Below are 16,700 nucleotides of genomic sequence, written 5' to 3'. Positions count from 1 at the left end.
AAAAGGTCAGGTCGGCGCGCTGCCGCGCCGACCTCAACCGACCGCGTCAGTCCGTCAATCGATTGACCTCAGCACATCGCGAACATGGTCGATCAATTCGTTGATCTGGCCCTTGGTGATGATCAGCGGCGGCGAGAGCGCGATGATGTCGCCGGTGGTGCGGATCAGCGCGCCGCGCTCGAACGCCTTGACGAAGGCCGAGAAGGCCCGCTTGGTCGGCTGGCCGGCGATCGGCGCCAACTCGATCGCACCGATCAGGCCGATGTTCCTGATATCGATGACGTTCGGCTCGCCCTTCAGCGAATGCAGCGCGTCTTCCCAGTACGGCGCCAGCTCCTCGCCACGGGTCAGCAAGCCCTCTTCCTTGTAGGTGTCAAGCGTGCCGAGTGCGGCCGCGCAGGCGATCGGGTTGCCCGAATAGGTGTAGCCGTGGAAGAACTCGATCATGTGCTCGGGGCCGGTCATGAAGGCGTCGTGGATCTCCTTCTTCACAAACACCGCGCCCATCGGGATGACGCCGTTGGAGACGCCCTTGGCGGTGGTCATGATGTCGGGCGTGACACCGAAATAGTCGGCGGCGAACGGTGTGCCGAGACGGCCGAAACCGGTGATGACCTCATCGAAGATCAACAGGATGCCGTGCTTGGTGCAGATCTCGCGCAGCTTCTCCAGATAACCCTTCGGCGGCAGGATGACGCCGGTGGAGCCGGCGACCGGCTCGACGATGACGGCGGCGATGGTCGAAGCGTCGTGCAGGGCGACGATACGCTCCAGCTCGTTGGCGAGTTCCGCGCCATACTCCGGCACACCCTTGGTGAAGGCGTTCTTTTCCGGCAGATGCGTGTGCGGCATATGGTCGACGCCGCCGAGCAGCGTGCCGAACATCTTGCGGTTGGTGACGATGCCGCCGACCGAAATGCCGCCGAAATTGACGCCGTGATAGCCGCGCTCGCGGCCGATCAACCGGGTGCGCGAGCCCTCGCCCTTCACACGGTGATAGGCGATCGCCATTTTGAGCGCGGTCTCGACCGATTCCGAGCCGGAATTGGTGAAGAAGACATGGTCCATGCCCTTGGGCGCCAGGTCGACCAGGCGGTTGGCCAGTTCGAACACGATCGGATGGCCCATCTGGAAGGCCGGCGCATAATCGAGTTCGGCAGCCTGGTGCTGGATCGCCTCGGTGATCTTCGGACGGCAGTGGCCGGCATTGACGCACCACAGGCCGGCGGTGCCGTCGAGCACCTTGCGGCCGTCGCTGGTTGTGTAATGCATGTCCTTGGCGGACACCATCATGCGCGGCGCCTGCTTGAACTGCCGGTTTGCCGTGAACGGCATCCAGAATGCACTGAGATCGTTCGGCGTGACTTTCAGCCGGTTGGACATGACCAGGACTTCCCCTTGTAAACTGTTTCGCTGCGCCCAACGCTTGGTCTTTGCCGCGTTTTCATGCTACGCAAATTTTTGACCGATTGGACAAACGTTAGCACCGCCCTTTAGGCGGTCAAGGATTACTAGCGGAAATGCGGCACCTGAAGTGCGTTCCACAGGCTGGGGAAAAACTGGTCCAGAGAATTGGTCCAGATGAGCCTCAACACGAGGGCTTGCAACGGTGACCATCGGCACGGATGCCCCTCGCCGCACCCGCATCCAGCAGGAAAAGCGCGAACTCATCCTGGAGGCGGCGCTTGAGGTCTTCTCCACCAACGGCTTTCGCGGCTCGACCATCGACCAGATCGCCGAAGCTGCCGGCATGTCGAAGCCGAACCTGCTCTATTATTTCCGGCGCAAGGAAGACATCCACGAAACGCTGATGCAGCGCCTGCTCGACACCTGGCTGGCGCCACTGCGCGAACTTGACGACATTGGCGATCCCCTTACCGAACTACGCAGCTACATCAGGCGCAAGCTGGAGATGGCGCGCGATTTTCCGCGCGAGAGCCGACTGTTCGCCAACGAGATCTTGCAAGGCGCGCCGCGCATCATGCCGCTGCTGGCGGGCGAACTGAAAACGCTGGTCGACGAGAAGGCCGCCGTCATCAAGGGCTGGATGCGCGCCGGCAAGATCGCCAAGACCGACCCGTGGCACCTGATCTTCTCGATCTGGGCGACGACGCAGCATTATGCCGATTTCGACGTCCAGGTCCGCGCCGTGCTCGGACCGAACCGCGGCGGCGACGGCCGCTTCGAGGATGCGGCAAGATTTCTCGAGCAGTTGTTCCTCGATGGGTTGAAGCCGAAGGGCTAAATGGTTTCGTCATTCTAGGGCGAAGCAAGGAGCGAAGCGACGCGGCGCAGACCCTAGAATCCATGCCGCGACTTCAACGCGCCGCAAAGGTCCAAATTCTGCTCAGTAGTACTCTTCGGCAAACGCCCCGGCATGGATCCTCGGGTCTCCGCGTCCGCTTCGCCCGTGGATGACGAAGCCGAGGGGGACGCCAGCCAACCTCAGGCGCTGCGCCGCTCGGCCGGCAGCGCGTCCAGCAATGCCTGCAGCTTGGCGATCGAATTCTGCTCGGCTAACGGCGTGTAGACGATCAGCTTCATGTCCGAGCCGTCGCCGATCGACAGGCTCATATGCTCGAAGGTCATGGCGCCCGCGCTCGGGTGCCGGACATGTTTCACCCCCGACAACCGATGCGCGACGTCGCGCTGCGGCCACCAAGCACGAAATTCGGGGCTCGAACGCGTCATCAACTCGATCAGCCGCTCGAAATCCGGATCGCCGACATAGCGGGCGCTCGTGGCCCGGAACGAGGCCAGCACGGTGCGCGCCAGTTGCTCCCAGTCGACCAGCAGGTGCCGGTGATGCGGGCTCGTGAACACCATGTGGACGATGTTGCGGGCGTCACCCTCCAGCAGACCATAATCGCCGAACACCGCCACAGCCGCCGGGTTCCAGGCCAGCACGTCCCAGCGCCGCCCGACGACATAGGCCGGCTGCAGCACCAGGCTCTGCAGCATGTGCAGCAACGGGCCATCGACCTTTTCCGGCGCTACGGCACGGCGCTCCGGCTGCTGGCGGTCGGCGAGGATGAAAAGATGCTGTTTTTCGGCGGCGTCGAGGCACAGTGCTTCGGCGAGCGCCGTCAGCACCTCGACCGAGGGCCTGACCTCCCGCCCCTGCTCCAGCCATGTGTACCAGGTCGTGCCGACACCGGCGATCATCGCCACCTCCTCGCGGCGCAAGCCCGGCGTACGTCGCCTGAGACCGGTGGCGATGCCTGCGGCCGAGGGCGTCAGCCTTTCGCGGCGCGAGCGCAGGAAGGCGCCGAGTTCGCGCCGGCGGCTGTCTTCAGCCGAACGTGTGGGGGCCGCGTGAGGTTGGGACTCCATGCGCGTATTATAGCAGTATTGATACCAGGATAAAGTTTGAACTGTTTGGCCAGCGCCAACTGCCCCATCTTCCGTTCAGAGCAACAGAACGGAGGCTCTGAACATGGAACTCAAAGACAAGACGATCCTCATCACCGGCTCGACAGACGGCGTCGGCCGCGTTGTCGCACAACGGCTCGGCGCCGCGGGCGCCCGTGTGCTGGTGCACGGCCGCGATGCGATGCGCGGCAAGGCTGTTGTCACCGAGATCGAAGCCGCCGGCGGCAAGGCGGAGCTTCTGGTCGCCGACCTCTCTTCGCTGGCCGAGGTGCGCCACCTCGGCGAGGCGGTGCGCGCCCGGACGAACCGGCTGGACATCCTCATCAACAATGCCGGCATCGGCACAGCGGGCCAAGGTGCCAAAAGGCAGGTGAGTGCCGACGGCTATGAACTGCGCTTCGCGGTCAACTATCTCGCCGGTTTCCTGCTGACATCGGAGCTCCTGCCATTGCTGAAGGTGAGTGCGCCGGCGCGCATCGTCAATGTCGCCTCTGCGGGGCAGCAGGCGATCGACTTCAGCGATGTCATGCTGACCCGCTCCTATGACGGGGTGCGCGCTTATTGCCAGAGCAAGCTGGCGCAGATCCTGTTCACCGTCGATTTGGCCGAACAGTTGAAAGGCACCGGCGTCACCGTCAACGCATTGCATCCGGCGAGCTACATGAACACAACCATGGTCCGGCAGGCCGGGGTGACGCCGTGGAGCTCGGTCGAGACCGGCGCCGATGCCATCCTCAATCTCGCCACCTCACCCACGCTCAACGGGAAAAGCGGCCTCTATTTCGACGGCCTGCGGGAATCCCGCGCCGATGCTCAGGCCTACGACGCCAAGGCAAGGCAACAGCTGAGAAGCTTGAGCCTCGACTTCATCGGCCCGGCCTCCCCCACATCGAAGGAACAGCATTGATGACCAAGGCAATCCAACACACCGTCATCATCGGTGGCTCGTCCGGCATCGGGCTGGCGACGGCGCGCAAACTGCTTGGCCCGGACATGAAGGTAACCATCACCGGCCGCAACGAGGACAAGCTGAAGAGCGCTTGGAAGAGCCTTGGCGGTGCTGCCGAGAAGGCCGCTTTCGACGCGTCGAAGCCGGATGAGGTCCGTCAATTCTTCGAGCGCCTCGGCCCCTTTGATCACTTGGTGCTGGCGGCCAGCGGCGGCAGGGGCCTCGGCCCGTTCCCGGCGCTTGACCTGAGTGACATCGGCAGTGGCGTGGAGGAAAAGGTCCGCCCGCAGCTGTCCTGCCTGCAGGCCGCCTTGCCGACACTCAACAAGGCCGGATCGGTCACCTTCATCTCGGCGGTGTCGGCGCAGCTCGCAACGCCCGGCGTCGCCGGTATCGCCGCCATCAACGGCATGCTGTTGACCGTGGTGCCGATCCTGGCGATGGAGTTGAAACCGCTGCGCGTCAATGTCGTGGCGCCAGGCGTCATCGACACACCCTGGTGGGACTTTCTGGCCGAGGAGCAGAGGCAGGCGCTGTTTGCCGACTATGCCGGCAGGACCCCGGTCGGCCGCATCGGTCGCGCCGAAGACGTCGCCGCGGCAATAGCCTTCCTCGTCTCCAACGGCTTCATGACCGGTCAGGTGCTGACCTGCGACGGCGGACTGCGATTTGCGGCGTAGCGTTCCGGGCGCCGACAGGCTTTTCACCCTCAATTGGCTCTCTTTGGATCACCCCGCACGCTCTTTTCGCCGGGGCTGTCACCGCCCGGTCTCACCGCATCTGAAGCGGTCTTTTCCGGAACATAGGAATAATCAGGCGTATCAGCCCCATACATCTTGTTGTCGATCGCCTCTTGCCAGCTGAAATCCGCGTCGGACGGTGAAACGTCGGCAATGTCATGGCGGGAGGAGCGAGAGTGCAGCCAGTTCGGGGTGATCTCTCGGACCAATTGTGCAAAGCGTCCCATCGAAACCGTTCCTTTCCTTGCCCTTTCCAGGAGGCGCGATCGCGGTTGCGTCGGCTGGATCTAAAGTTGACCTCTCAGCCAGGCCAGCGTCTCGACAACGTCGGCAAGCCCGTACCGCGCTGCGGTGTGCGCTGGTGGTTTGACGCGGATCGATATGCCGCCGGCATCATTGACGGCCTCAAAACCGTTTTCATCCGACGTGTCGTCGCCCAGGAAGACCGGGCGACGGCCCGTGAATGGCGCAATTTCCATGAAACGCCGGATCGCGGCGCCCTTAGCGGCCTCGAGCGGCAGCAGTTCCACACCGGCATTGCCGGGAACCACCCGGTAGCCCTTTGGCAGCGTGGCCAGCGCCTGCTCGACAAGCTGCGTCGCGCGCGGAAGCAGATGCGGGGCGGCGCGCGTGTGGATGGCCAGCACCCGTCCTTTGCGCTCGATATAGGCGCCGCGACCGAGCTCGGCCTCGATCTCGTCGGCAAGCGCAGAAATATCCGCCGGCTCATCCGCGACTTCGACGTCGTCGTTCGGTAGGAGCCGATGTTCCAGGCCATAGAGCCCGGCGGCGCGCAGCTTCAAAGGCTGAAACAGATGATCGACAGCCGCGACGGAACGGCCTGTTATGAAGGCCAATGCCCCGTTCAGCTTGCGATCCAGGCCTTGCAGCAAGGAGCGGAGCTCGTCGCTGACCGAGACGGCGTCCGGGTGTTCGGCATGTTCCAGCAGGGTGCCGTCGATGTCGAGGAACAACGCCCATTCGCCGGTCAGCACAGTGTGCGGTTTCTCCATGACGGCCTGTGGCTTGTGCAGGGTCTCGCCAACAATGTTTTGCAGCGCATCGCTCATGACATCGCCACCCGTCTGCGCTCAAAAATGGAGACGACATTGTCGACGCTGGGCGGCGGGTCGCTGATGGCACCGGTCACCCGATCGAGGTCCCCGCGCTTGCGCAAACGCGCCGCATCCAGAAGCATGCTGCCGGCCCAGCGATAGACATTGTTGTTGCGGATTGTCTCGCGCATGGGGCGCATGCGCTCGCGCTGTTCTTCGGGCGACATGGTCAGTGCCTGCAACAGCGCTCCGCTCATCATGGCGGCATCGTAAGGGTTGACGATCAGCGCCTCCAGCAATTCACGCGAGGCGCCGGCGAATGTGCTGAGCATCAAAACGCCCTGCTCGTCGTCGCGCGCGGCGACGAATTCCTTTGCGACGAGGTTCATGCCGTCATGCAGGCTGGTGACCATGCATATGTCGGCGGCCCGATAGATCTCGTAGACCTGTTCTTGCGAGTGATGTTCGGCCACCATGATCACCGGCCTGTAGCCCTCGCTGCCATAACGCCGGTTGAGCTCTTCGGCATAACGGTGGCACTCGTCATGGAGCAGCTTGTAGGCAGGCAGCGTGCCGCGGCTGGGCGCCGCGATCTGCAGGAAGACCAGTTTTCCGATCCACTCAGGCTGTCGCTTGAACAATTCGTTCAAAGCGTGAAACCGATCGAGAATGCCCTTGGTATAATCGAGGCGCTCGACCCCGACGGCCAGCTTCACATCCGCTTTAAGGCCGAACCTCTCGCGCATGCGAGCGCGGCAATCGTCGACAGCGGGAAGTTTCGCCAGCAGGTCCGCCGGCCATTCTATCGAGATGGGATAGGCGTGCACCAATGTGGTCCGTCCGCCGTAGGAGATGGCCGCATCGGCCCGCTCGATGCGGCTTTCCAGGAAGCGATCGACGCTTTCGGTGAAATTGTTGGCATGGAACTGAGTGTGGAAGCCGATGATCGAACTGCCGAGCAGGCCTTCGAGGATGCGTTCACGCCATGGGCAGATGCTGTACACTTCCGAATTTGGCCACGGGATGTGCCAGAAAGTGATGACGATCGCCTCCGGCAGGCGCTCGCGGATCATGCGCGGCAGCAGCGCGAAATGGTAATCCTGAACCAGCACGATCGGCCGCTCGTTGCGCGCCTCGGCAACCACGGTATCTGCAAACTTCCGGTTGACGGCTTCATAGGCAGCCCAGTCGGAGGCGCGAAAAATCGGCCGGGTGAAGGCGATATGGCAAAGCGGCCAAAGGCCCTCATTGGCGAAACCGAGATAATAGCCCTGATGCTCTTCCTCCGTCAGCCAGACCCGGCGCAGCGTGTAGGACGGGTTGCCAGGCGGCACCTGCACGCGATCGTGGTCGTCGACGGTAAGGCGGTCCGCCGTTCCGCCGCCATAGGCGATCCAGGTGCCCGCACAGGCGCGGGTAATGGGCTCGAGCGCCGACACCAGCCCGCTGGCCGGGACGAGCAACTCGACGCCGTCGTCCTTCACATTGTGGATGTACGGCTCGCGATTGGACACCACGATAACCTGCGCATCGGGCAGATCGTCGGCCAGGATCTTGCGCAATGTTTCTGGCGACCAGGTCACCAGCGCGGCATCGGCCGATTGGCCGTTCTTTTCGAACTCCCGTATCACCTTGCGCGCGGCCTCCGCCGCCACATCTTCGCCTGCCGTATGTGGGACGGCAGGAGGATGACGGCGACGGTGCCGCGATATGGAGAGGAATACGGCAAGAGCGGAAAAACCGAGGCTCGCGAAAATCAGAACCCAGAGCAGGTCCGCACCGTAGTTTGTCATTGAACGTCAACTCACCCCGGCCGTCGGCGACCGTTTGTTCGTGTTTCCCGTTTGAAACGGTCCGCCGGCCACGTGGTCGGCGTTCGGACCAGTGTTTTTGCAACGCACAAGGCCTGGATCGGTTCCGCCAATTTTGTTCGGATCATGTTCTTACTATGAGCGGCACCAGCCCTTCATGGCGGTCGGCCAGGAAAGCGACGACCCGGTCGCCGACGCGCTGGAAGGTGAGATCGACGACCCGGTCGCCGACGCCCAGGTGCCGCAGTGTCAGCGTGTCGATGCCGATCGGCAGCCTGGGGCGGCCAACGCGAATCTCACCCTCCCAGCCGTCGATCTCCAGGCCAAGACAGGCCTGCATCAACATGAAAGCGGAGCCCGCCGACCACGCTTGCGGCAGGCAGGCGACGGGATAGGCGATGGGTGCTTCGCCCGGCGCACGTGTAAAACCGCAGAACAGTTCGGGCAGCCGCATGTTGAAATGGACCGCGGATTCGAACGTGCCGCTCATCAGGCGAACCACGCTTTCGCGCTCGCCATAGCGCGCCAGCCCGGCACCGCAAAGGGCGGTATCGTGCGGCCAGATCGAGCCATTGTGGTACGACATCGGATTGAAGAACACGGCATCGTCGGCGAGCGTCCGCAGTCCCCAGCCCGAATGGAAGGAGGCGGAAAGCAGCTGGTCAGCCACCATCTGGGCCCGCGCAGGCTCAGGCAATCCGACAAAGAGCAGATGCCCCGCATTCGAGGTCCGCACCTTGCAGGGCTCGCCGGCACCGTCGATTGCCAGCGCATAGAAGCCGAGATCGTCAAGCCAGAAATCCCGTTCCACGGCAACCCGCATCGCTTCGGCGCGATCATCCCAGTGGTCGGCCCTGTCGTTCTCGCCCCGGCGACGGGCAAGTGCCGCCAGCCCCCGGAAGGCGGCAAAGACGTAGCCCTGCACTTCGACAAGGGCGATCGGGCCCTTGGGAATGCGGCCATCGGCATGGAAGACCGAATCGAAACTGTCCTTCCATCCCTGGTTGGCGAGGCCGGACTCGGCCGCTCGCTGGTAAGTCACGAATCCGGTCTCCCGGCCCGCCTCCTCCGTCCATTCGGCCGCGGCGCACAGCGACGGCCACAGGCCGTCGATGAACGCCATGTCGCCGGTACGATCGGCGTAGGCACAGGCAAGGTAGATGTAGAGCGGTGTCGTATCGACGCCACCGTAGTAGCGGCCAAAGGGAAGCTCCCGCAGCGCCACCATTTCGCCCTTGCGGGTCTCGTGCATGATCTTGCCCGGCTGCGAATCGCTGAACGGCGATGTCTCGGTCGCCTGATGCTGGGCCAGAAAGGCCAACACGCCCCGCGCCAGGCCCGGATTGAGCCACAGCATCTGCAGCGCCGAAATGACGCCATCGCGGCCGAACGCCGTCGAGAACCAGGGGATGCCGGCATAGGGATAGGGGCCGGTCGCCAGCTCGGTGGTCAGCAACGCGACATCGGCGCGAGCGCGCTCGACCCAGTCGTTGAAGACACGGCCCGAGCTGCGCACCGTCGCGCCATGGCGACGTTTGGCCCGCATGCCAAAACGGGCGCGGGCGGCAGCGGCGCGGAACCGGTCGCGGTCGGGCTTGTCGGCCACCTCGGGACCGACCTCGACATAAAGCACCTTCCTGCTGCGCTTGGTCACGGCGATCAGGAAATCGGCACGGTTGGCACTCAGTTGGTCCGGCGCCTGCGAGAACGATATCGCCGAGAGGCGGGCCAGGCCATCGAGCCCATCATAGCGCAGCAGGACCGACGTCGCGTTTGTTTCGGCGGCATGGGCCAGCCCGCGCTTCGGCCGTGTCGAGCCACGCACTTCGAACATGTCGCGGAAATCGGCGGAATAGTGCAGGGAAACGCTGATCGTCGAGTGTTCCCGGCTGTAATTGGAAAGGGTGATGCGTTCAAACAGCCTGTCCTGCCAAAGCAGTCTGACGCGTTCGATGTGAATGGCTCCCTGCGGGATGTCGCGTCCACCGGCGCTCTGTATCGGCAGATTGGTCAAATTGGTGGTGAACAGCACATTGTCCTGGCTGAGCGAGGCGCCGAGCAGAGATGTCTGCCTGCCGCCGACGGTCAGCCGGAACTCGGAAAGAACCCGCGTGTCGTCGCGAAAGAAACCGTCGCCGGCGCCACGTATGTCGCCATAGGCGTCGGCAACGGCGAAGCAATCGCCCTGCTTGAGCGCAAACAACCGATGCGGCTCGCGAGGGGCGGTGGCGTCGAGCGATGCAAGCGCAACCGCAGGATCGAGCTGGCGCTCATCGAGTTGGGCCATTCGTCAAAGATCCCTGTTGTTTCGTTGCCGTGGCTCGAGCACGTCGCTGCTCAAGACGCCTTCGCCGTGCTCGGGACGCCGATCAGGCCCGCATAGGCGGCCAGATAGTCGCCGGCCATTCTCCTGGCGGAGAACCGCTTTTCGAAAACGGCCCTCACCTTTCGCCTGTCGAGTTGCAGCAAGTCCGGCACCGCAGCGACCGCGCTATCCATTGTGTCAGCGATAAAACCGGTGACGCCTTGATCGATGATCTCCGGCAGCGCACCGCAATTCCAGCCGATGACCGGTGTACCGCAGGCCATTGCCTCGATAGCGGCAAGGCCGAACGGCTCCGGCCAGTCGATCGGGAACAGCAGGCCTGCCGCCTTGCCGAGAAATTCCGCCTTCTGGTTTTCCTCGATCTCACCGACATAGACAACGCGATCGCCATCGATCAAAGGCTCGACCACCTCACGGAAATAGGCGCGATCGTCGTCGCCGATCTTTGCCGCGAGCTTGAGCTTGAGCCCCGAACGCAAGGCGATCTCGATGGCGCGATCCGGGCGCTTGTCGCGTGAGAACCGGCCGAGGAAGGCAAGGTAGGGTTCTTCGGCGGCCGTCTCGAACGTCGGTTCGTAGAGAGCAGTCGGCAATCCGTGATGGATCGTCGCCAACCAGTTGGCGTTGGCAAGGCCCGCCTTCTGGCTGTGCGAAATGGAAATCAGGGGAAAGCGCGGGAACCGTTCATAGGCCGGCGCCAGGTCGACATAATCCAGGCGGCCATGCGGCGTCGTCACCGTCCGCTCCGCAATATCCTCAAAGAAGGAAAAGTGCAGGAAGTGGCTGAGGTGGAAGTGGATGACGTCGAACTCCGACGCCCGTTCCCTCACCTGCGCAAGCATCAAAAGATGCGCCGCGATCTCGGATTTGAGCGGACGCGGATCGAGGCGCAACGCGCGTTCCCGGCTGGGTACCAGCTTCGCGGAGGTCTGGCTGTCGCCACTGGCAAACAGCGTCACCTCATGACCCAGATCGACCAGCGCTTCGGTCAGATACGAGACGATGCGCTCGGTGCCGCCATAGAGCCTTGGCGGCACCGATTCATAAAGCGGCGCGACATGGGCGATTTTCATATTTCATCCTGGATGCTGGGCATGCAGGTGTGAAATGCGTCAACGGCTCGATTGGTTCCGATTTTATGGTCGAGCCGTCGGCACCAGAGGCCGCAGTCGGCATGGAACTGTGCGTCAAACGGATTGCGCGATCAGGGTCAGAAAGCCACCGCTCAGGGCAACATTCCCGACGAAGCCATTGATGCGGGACGCACGGTCCGGACCCTGATGGTCCCAGAAATTGTGGAACATCGGCGTGGCGACGATGAGGAACAGCAGCAGCACCGTGGCCGCGAGTGCCGTCCACAATCCTGCGATGACCAGCACACCGGCGGCGACCTGAAGTACGATACCAGTCCACAGTGCCAACCGCGCCTGCGGCACACCGCGCGCGGCCATCAGCTGGGTCAGGAAGGCCGCGTTCTGGATGTTGCGCAGGCCGGCGAAAACGAAGGCGCCGCCGAGCAGCAGGCGAGCGAGAAACAACAAGGTCGAAGGCAAATCCGCAGGCATCAAACTCTCCCCTTTAAAGGTTCAAGGCAGTGGGAGCGCGCTCTCTACGGCGCTCCCAACATGATTGGACAATCAGGCAGCCTTGGCCGCCGGCATCGGATGTATGGCCTGGAACGGGATGCACAGCCGGTTCCAGGTGTTGATCATGCCGAGCGCAACGGACAGCTTGACCAGCTCCTCTTCTGAGAAATGCTCCAGCGTACGTGCATAAAGTTCGTCCGGCACGCCATTGCTGGCGATCAGGGTGACGGCTTCGGTCCAGGCCAAAGCCGCGCGTTCACGCTCCGAGAACAGCGGCGATTCCTTCCAGGCTGAAACCAGATAGAGCCGCTGCTCGGTCTCGCCGTCGCGCCTGGCCTCGCGGCTGTGCATCTCGACGCAGAACGAGCAGCCATTGATCTGCGAAGCCCTGAGTTTGATCAGGTGCAGCAGGCTCACCTCGAGCCCGCATTCGTCCACCGCCTTGTTGAGCGCCGACACCGCCTTCATGATCTCCGGCGCTTTGGCGAAAAATTGCAGCCTCTGTTTCATCGTCTTGTCCTTTCACGTCTGCTTGGGTTTTGAGGTTTTGGGGTTAACTGGATTTCTGCGGCCGCTGGTGGCGCTCGACAAAGGCGCAGCTCGCAGCAAGCGACCTGGGATCGCCTTCTGCCGCATAGGTGGCCACGATATCGGACAGCTTGGTCTCGGCGAGCGCGGCGCGATAGGCGCGTTCGGCCTTCAGCATCGCGGCGTTGATGCCGCAGGGTTTCACATAGGCCGACGCATCGAGCTTCACCGGACCGCGCTGGCGGATCTCGCCGCAGCGGAAGGCCGGCTCGCGGCCCTCGACGGCCAGCACGATGTCGAGCAGCGTGATGCGCTCGGCTGGCCGCGCCAGCCGATAGCCACCGGCAGGCCCGGGCACCGATTCCAGGACGCGCGCCGCGCTCAGCATGTTGAGATGCTTGAGCAGATAGCTCGGCGAAAGGCCAAAGGCCTCGGCGAGAGCGGCGCCCGGCATGGTGCTATTGCCTTCCACACTGGCCAGCGTGGCGGCGCAATGGATGGCTGCTTCAACACCCTCGCCCAGCTTCATCGAACAGGTTCCTTATTCATGGATACATACTATCGTGGATAATTCATATCTGCAATAGGAAAATGAAAAACGGCGCTCGAAAGCGCCGATTTTCTCTTGGGGGTAGTTCCTACTCCGCAGCCACCTTGGCCATCGGGTTGTTCGGGTGCGTGGTCCAGTTGGCGTAGACCGGCGATACCGGCCTGCCGGTGCGCTGGTCCATCACACCGGCTGCCAGCGGCTCCATGGTAATGCAGTTCTCGACCGGGCAGACATTGACGCAGAGATTGCAGCCGACACACTCGGCCTCGATGACCTCGAAGTGCCTGACGCCGTCGACCATGCTGGTGATCGCCTGGTGCGAAGTGTCCTCGCAGGCGATGTGGCAGCGGCCGCACTTGATGCAGGCATCCTGGTCGATATGCGCCTTGGCGACGTAGTTCAGGTTGAGATACTGCCAATCGGTGACATTGGGCGTGGCGCGGCCGACGATGTCGTCGAGCGAGGCGTGCCCCTTCTCGTCCATCCAGTTTTCCAGGCCCGCGATCATCTCCTGCACGATCTTGAAGCCGTAGGTCATCGCCGCCGTGCAGACCTGCACATTGCCGGCGCCGAGCGCCATGAATTCGGCCGCGTCACGCCAGGTGGTGATGCCGCCGATGCCGGAGATCGGCAGGCCCTGCGTTTCCGGATCGCGCGCGATCTCGGCCACCATGTTCATGGCGATCGGCTTTACCGCCGGCCCGCAATAGCCGCCATGCGAGCCCTTGCCGTCGATGGTCGGCTGCGGCGCGAAGCTGTCGAGATCGACACCAGTGATCGAATTGATGGTGTTGATCAGCGACACCGCGTCGGTGCCGCCGGCATGTGCTGCGCGCGCGGGCTTGCGCACATCGGTGATGTTGGGCGTCAGCTTGGTAATGACGGGCATACGGGTGTTCTGCTTGCACCAGCGCACCACCATTTCGATATATTCCGGCACCTGGCCGACGGCGGCGCCCATGCCGCGTTCCGACATGCCGTGCGGACAGCCGAAATTGAGCTCGATGCCGTCGGCTTCGGTCTCCTCGACCACCGGCAGGATCGCCTTCCAGGCTTCCTCGACGCAAGGCACCATGAGCGAGACGACGATGGCGCGGTCGGGCCAGTCCTTCTTGACCTGCTTGATCTCGCGCAAATTGACCTGCAGGTCGCGGTCGGTGATCAGTTCGATGTTGTTGAGGCCGAGCAGGCGGCGGTCGGCGCCCCAGATCGCGCCGTAGCGCGGACCGTTGACGTTGACCACCGGTGGGCCCTCCTCGCCCAGCGTCTTCCACACCACGCCGCCCCAGCCGGCCTTGAAGGCGCGGATGACGTTGTAGGCCTTGTCGGTCGGTGGCGCCGAGGCCAGCCAGAACGGATTGGGCGACTTGATGCCGACGAAATTGTTTCTGATATCCGCCATGCTCATGCCCTCCCGTTCGAGGTCAGTGCCCGATTGATGCTCTCCGCAGCGTCGCGTCCCTGCGCGACCGCCGAGACGGTCAGGTCGTCGCCACCGAAGATGCAGTCGCCACCGGCCCAGACCTTGGCAAGCGACGTGCGCCCTTCCGAATCCACCTTGATGCGGCCGGCTTCGAGCTCGATCGATGCACCGCTGCCGTTGAGGGCGGCCGGGACAAAGCTCTGTCCAATCGCCTTGAACACCTGGTCGGCAACGAGCGTCAGCGTCTCGCCGGTGCCGGCAAGCCTGTCGCCGTTGAGGGCGGTGTATTCGAGTTCGACGGCAGTGACCTTGCCGCTCTCGGCGATCACCCGCTTCGGCTGCAGCCAGTGACGGATGCTGACGCCATTGGCAGCGGCCAGATCCTGCTCGAACTCAGACGCATTCATGTGCTCCTGGCCGCGCCGGTAGCAGATCGTCACCTCCTCGGCGCCGAGCAGCTTCGACTGTACCGCGGCGTCGATGGCCGTCATGCCGCCACCGATGACGACGACGCGGCGACCAACCGGCAGGCCGGAAAGGTCGCTGGCCTGGCGCAGCTCGGCAATGAACTCGACCGCGTTGATGACGCCGTCAGCGTCCTCGCCATCGGCACGCAGCGCATTGACACCGCCAAGGCCCATGCCGAGAAACACCGCGTCGTAATTGCGGATCAGATCCGACAGCTGATAGTCGCGGCCGAGCGCCTTGCCGTTCTGGATGTCGATACCGCCGATCGCGGTCACGTAGTCGACTTCGGCCTGGGCGAAATCGTCGACGCTCTTGTAGGCGGCGATGCCGTATTCGTTGAGGCCGCCGGCCTTCGCGCGCGCCTCCAGGATGGTCACGTCATGGCCGTGGCGGGCGAGCCGGTGCGCGGCGGCAAGGCCGGCCGGCCCGGCGCCGACCACGGCGACCGTCTTGCCGGTCGGCTCGGCGCGCGGATAAAACTGCTTGTTCTCGCCCATGGCGACGTCGGTGGCGTAGCGCTGCAGGCGGCCGATCTGCACCGGCTTGCCTTCCGCCACCTCGCGCACGCAGACTTCCTCGCACAGCGTCTCGGTCGGGCAGACGCGGGCGCACATGCCGCCCAATATGTTCTGGTCGAAGATGGTCTTGGCCGAACCGATCGGATTACCGGTCGAGATCTGGCGGATGAACAGCGGAATGTCGATCGAAGTCGGGCATGCATTCATGCACGGTGCGTCGTAGCAGAAATAGCAGCGGTCGGATTCGACCAGCGCCTCGTGGTGGTCGAGCGGCGGGTGCAGGTCGGAAAAATTATCCGCATACTGGTCGGCCGAGAGCCTGCCGCCCGCAATGCCTTCCCTGAATTGGCCTTCTGGCATCGTCAGTTCCCCATGTTTTCTTTTGGAGAAGGCTAGCACGTTTTATTTTTTTATCAATTGGTCAATTTTCGACGCAAGTCACTGAAAAGGCTCGGCAATAATATGATTTTTTTACTCATATTATTGCGACTGCGGTCGGGCTTGCAGTGCGAGCGAAAGGCCAGGCTCAAGCTTGCGGCCATGGATGGCCCTGACCTCCTGCGCCACCAATTCCTGCAATCGCCACAGATTGCGGTCGCGGATGCCGAATGCTTCGAGATGGCTGACCGTGTTGTAGAGATATTCGGCGCCGGATCCGATATGCCCGCAGGCTCTGGCCAGCACGCTCGCCACTCTGTCCAGCGGCTGGTTCAGCGACGTTCCCCTGCCCTTCACGCCGACCCAGAAGCCGAGCGCGCGCAGCTTACCCTGCGGCGTATGCACCGGCAGCCAGCGAACCGTCTCGATGCTTTCATGGTCGCTGATCTCGCGCCGCAGCAGCCTTTCGATCTGCGCCGGCTTCTCACCCTCCGGCAAGCGATAGATCACGCCGTTGCAGCGCCCGCCCCGCTCGAGCGCCATCATCAACCCAGGCTGCTCGGCGCTGCCGCGCCAGCGCACCATGTCGAGGCAGAAGGAGCGGTGCCAGCCGAACGCGGTGGCGAGCTGTTGCTCGACCGACTCGAATTCCGGCTTCCAGATCAGCGACCCATAGGCGAACACCCATAACGGTCCCTCATCGGCTTCATTGGACAGTCGCAAGGCGAGGGTTCGAAAGTCCTCGTCGTTCATGTCTGTCCAGCTCGGGTCCGGACCGGGATCGGCCTCTTCCCGATGGCACAGTGCGACAAGCTCGGGCGTGAGCGACATCAAGCGCATGGACGACAACCCCTCATGCCCGCAGAGAAATCGAAAACCGCTGGATGCGCAATCAGGGAACGCTTGGCACACACACCCATTGTTGTCCGGGCGGTGTCGGATTTCCGTCGTGAGGATCGTCCTATGATGGACGACGATCGATCCATGAAAGGTGAG

General features: G+C 63.2%; 16 protein-coding genes. 3 read left to right on the top strand and 13 right to left on the bottom strand.

Going from position 1 to position 16,700, the window contains the following annotated elements; all coding sequences use genetic code 11:
• Positions 1 to 54 precede the first annotated feature (54 nt).
• Positions 55 to 1,383: an aspartate aminotransferase family protein gene (locus P3C39_RS03905; protein ID WP_013530907.1), complete on the bottom strand. Its 1,329-nt coding sequence runs from the start codon at positions 1,381 to 1,383 to the stop codon at positions 55 to 57.
• Between the two features lie 226 nt (positions 1,384 to 1,609).
• Here P3C39_RS03905 and P3C39_RS03900 point away from each other — a divergent pair, with 226 nt between their 5' ends.
• Positions 1,610 to 2,245 carry a TetR family transcriptional regulator C-terminal domain-containing protein gene (locus P3C39_RS03900; protein WP_013530906.1) on the top strand — a complete coding sequence of 212 codons (636 nt, stop codon included), beginning with the start codon at positions 1,610 to 1,612 and terminating at the stop codon, positions 2,243 to 2,245.
• 200 nt (positions 2,246 to 2,445) lie between these two features.
• Here the strand turns inward: P3C39_RS03900 and P3C39_RS03895 are convergent, their stop codons facing one another.
• Entirely contained in the window at positions 2,446 to 3,333 is an 888-nt protein-coding gene (locus P3C39_RS03895; protein ID WP_275952708.1) for a helix-turn-helix transcriptional regulator, read from the bottom strand.
• A gap of 103 nt (positions 3,334 to 3,436) precedes the next feature.
• Here P3C39_RS03895 and P3C39_RS03890 point away from each other — a divergent pair, with 103 nt between their 5' ends.
• Both P3C39_RS03890 and P3C39_RS03885 read left to right on the top strand, forming a co-directional pair.
• Positions 3,437 to 4,279: an SDR family NAD(P)-dependent oxidoreductase gene (locus P3C39_RS03890; RefSeq protein WP_275952707.1), complete on the top strand. Its 843-nt coding sequence runs from the start codon at positions 3,437 to 3,439 to the stop codon at positions 4,277 to 4,279.
• On the top strand, positions 4,279 to 5,001 hold the full coding sequence (locus tag P3C39_RS03885) for an SDR family oxidoreductase (protein WP_275952706.1): 723 nt from the start codon (positions 4,279 to 4,281) through the stop codon (positions 4,999 to 5,001). Before P3C39_RS03890 ends, P3C39_RS03885 begins: the two co-directional genes overlap by 1 nt.
• A gap of 29 nt (positions 5,002 to 5,030) precedes the next feature.
• Here the strand turns inward: P3C39_RS03885 and P3C39_RS03880 are convergent, their stop codons facing one another.
• From P3C39_RS03880 to P3C39_RS03830, 11 genes are all read right to left on the bottom strand, one after another.
• Complete coding sequence (locus P3C39_RS03880) at positions 5,031 to 5,288, bottom strand: hypothetical protein (protein ID WP_063168507.1); 258 nt, start codon at positions 5,286 to 5,288, stop codon at positions 5,031 to 5,033.
• Between the two features lie 60 nt (positions 5,289 to 5,348).
• Positions 5,349 to 6,074: a trehalose-phosphatase gene (gene otsB, locus P3C39_RS03875; protein WP_032898633.1), complete on the bottom strand. Its 726-nt coding sequence runs from the start codon at positions 6,072 to 6,074 to the stop codon at positions 5,349 to 5,351.
• 53 nt (positions 6,075 to 6,127) lie between these two features.
• On the bottom strand, positions 6,128 to 7,909 hold the full coding sequence (locus P3C39_RS03870; protein WP_275952705.1) for a trehalose-6-phosphate synthase: 1,782 nt from the start codon (positions 7,907 to 7,909) through the stop codon (positions 6,128 to 6,130).
• A 142-nt stretch (positions 7,910 to 8,051) separates the two neighbouring features.
• The gene (locus tag P3C39_RS03865) at positions 8,052 to 10,214 is read right to left on the bottom strand and encodes an amylo-alpha-1,6-glucosidase (protein WP_027160673.1); all 2,163 of its coding nucleotides are present in this window, start codon (positions 10,212 to 10,214) and stop codon (positions 8,052 to 8,054) included.
• Positions 10,215 to 10,264: 50 nt separating this feature from the next.
• Positions 10,265 to 11,326, bottom strand: a complete 1,062-nt coding sequence (locus P3C39_RS03860) for a glycosyltransferase family 4 protein (protein WP_275952704.1) — start codon at positions 11,324 to 11,326, stop codon at positions 10,265 to 10,267.
• Between the two features lie 114 nt (positions 11,327 to 11,440).
• The gene (locus tag P3C39_RS03855; protein WP_013530897.1) at positions 11,441 to 11,818 is read right to left on the bottom strand and encodes a DoxX family protein; all 378 of its coding nucleotides are present in this window, start codon (positions 11,816 to 11,818) and stop codon (positions 11,441 to 11,443) included.
• Between the two features lie 72 nt (positions 11,819 to 11,890).
• Complete coding sequence (locus P3C39_RS03850) at positions 11,891 to 12,349, bottom strand: carboxymuconolactone decarboxylase family protein (RefSeq protein WP_027160675.1); 459 nt, start codon at positions 12,347 to 12,349, stop codon at positions 11,891 to 11,893.
• A gap of 43 nt (positions 12,350 to 12,392) precedes the next feature.
• Positions 12,393 to 12,896 carry an Rrf2 family transcriptional regulator gene (locus P3C39_RS03845; RefSeq protein WP_013530895.1) on the bottom strand — a complete coding sequence of 168 codons (504 nt, stop codon included), beginning with the start codon at positions 12,894 to 12,896 and terminating at the stop codon, positions 12,393 to 12,395.
• A 109-nt stretch (positions 12,897 to 13,005) separates the two neighbouring features.
• Positions 13,006 to 14,319 carry an NAD-dependent dihydropyrimidine dehydrogenase subunit PreA gene (gene preA / locus P3C39_RS03840; protein ID WP_013530894.1) on the bottom strand — a complete coding sequence of 438 codons (1,314 nt, stop codon included), beginning with the start codon at positions 14,317 to 14,319 and terminating at the stop codon, positions 13,006 to 13,008.
• Between the two features lie 2 nt (positions 14,320 to 14,321).
• Positions 14,322 to 15,686 (bottom strand): NAD(P)-dependent oxidoreductase, encoded by a 1,365-nt coding sequence (locus P3C39_RS03835; protein WP_024501512.1) that lies wholly within the window; start codon positions 15,684 to 15,686, stop codon positions 14,322 to 14,324.
• Positions 15,687 to 15,806: 120 nt separating this feature from the next.
• Positions 15,807 to 16,544 carry a gamma-glutamylcyclotransferase gene (locus tag P3C39_RS03830; RefSeq protein WP_024501513.1) on the bottom strand — a complete coding sequence of 246 codons (738 nt, stop codon included), beginning with the start codon at positions 16,542 to 16,544 and terminating at the stop codon, positions 15,807 to 15,809.
• Between the last annotated feature and the right edge of the window lie 156 nt (positions 16,545 to 16,700).

The sequence above is a fragment of the Mesorhizobium sp. XAP4 genome, from assembly GCF_029269325.1.
Classification (GTDB): Bacteria; Pseudomonadota; Alphaproteobacteria; order Rhizobiales; family Rhizobiaceae; genus Mesorhizobium; species Mesorhizobium ciceri.
This window is presented reverse-complemented; position numbering and strand designations above follow the sequence as displayed.

Coding starts and splice junctions, on each gene's coding strand:
- P3C39_RS03905 (WP_013530907.1), bottom strand. CDS start 1,383: ATGTCCAACCGGCTGAAAGTCACGCCGAACGATCTCAGTGCATTCTGG.
- P3C39_RS03895 (WP_275952708.1), bottom strand. CDS start 3,333: ATGGAGTCCCAACCTCACGCGGCCCCCACACGTTCGGCTGAAGACAGC.
- P3C39_RS03890 (WP_275952707.1), top strand. CDS start 3,437: ATGGAACTCAAAGACAAGACGATCCTCATCACCGGCTCGACAGACGGC.
- P3C39_RS03885 (WP_275952706.1), top strand. CDS start 4,279: ATGACCAAGGCAATCCAACACACCGTCATCATCGGTGGCTCGTCCGGC.
- P3C39_RS03880 (WP_063168507.1), bottom strand. CDS start 5,288: ATGGGACGCTTTGCACAATTGGTCCGAGAGATCACCCCGAACTGGCTG.
- otsB (WP_032898633.1), bottom strand. CDS start 6,074: ATGGAGAAACCGCACACTGTGCTGACCGGCGAATGGGCGTTGTTCCTC.
- P3C39_RS03870 (WP_275952705.1), bottom strand. CDS start 7,909: ATGACAAACTACGGTGCGGACCTGCTCTGGGTTCTGATTTTCGCGAGC.
- P3C39_RS03865 (WP_027160673.1), bottom strand. CDS start 10,214: ATGGCCCAACTCGATGAGCGCCAGCTCGATCCTGCGGTTGCGCTTGCA.
- P3C39_RS03860 (WP_275952704.1), bottom strand. CDS start 11,326: ATGAAAATCGCCCATGTCGCGCCGCTTTATGAATCGGTGCCGCCAAGG.
- P3C39_RS03855 (WP_013530897.1), bottom strand. CDS start 11,818: ATGCCTGCGGATTTGCCTTCGACCTTGTTGTTTCTCGCTCGCCTGCTG.
- P3C39_RS03850 (WP_027160675.1), bottom strand. CDS start 12,349: ATGAAACAGAGGCTGCAATTTTTCGCCAAAGCGCCGGAGATCATGAAG.
- P3C39_RS03845 (WP_013530895.1), bottom strand. CDS start 12,896: ATGAAGCTGGGCGAGGGTGTTGAAGCAGCCATCCATTGCGCCGCCACG.
- preA (WP_013530894.1), bottom strand. CDS start 14,319: ATGGCGGATATCAGAAACAATTTCGTCGGCATCAAGTCGCCCAATCCG.
- P3C39_RS03835 (WP_024501512.1), bottom strand. CDS start 15,686: ATGCCAGAAGGCCAATTCAGGGAAGGCATTGCGGGCGGCAGGCTCTCG.
- P3C39_RS03830 (WP_024501513.1), bottom strand. CDS start 16,544: ATGCGCTTGATGTCGCTCACGCCCGAGCTTGTCGCACTGTGCCATCGG.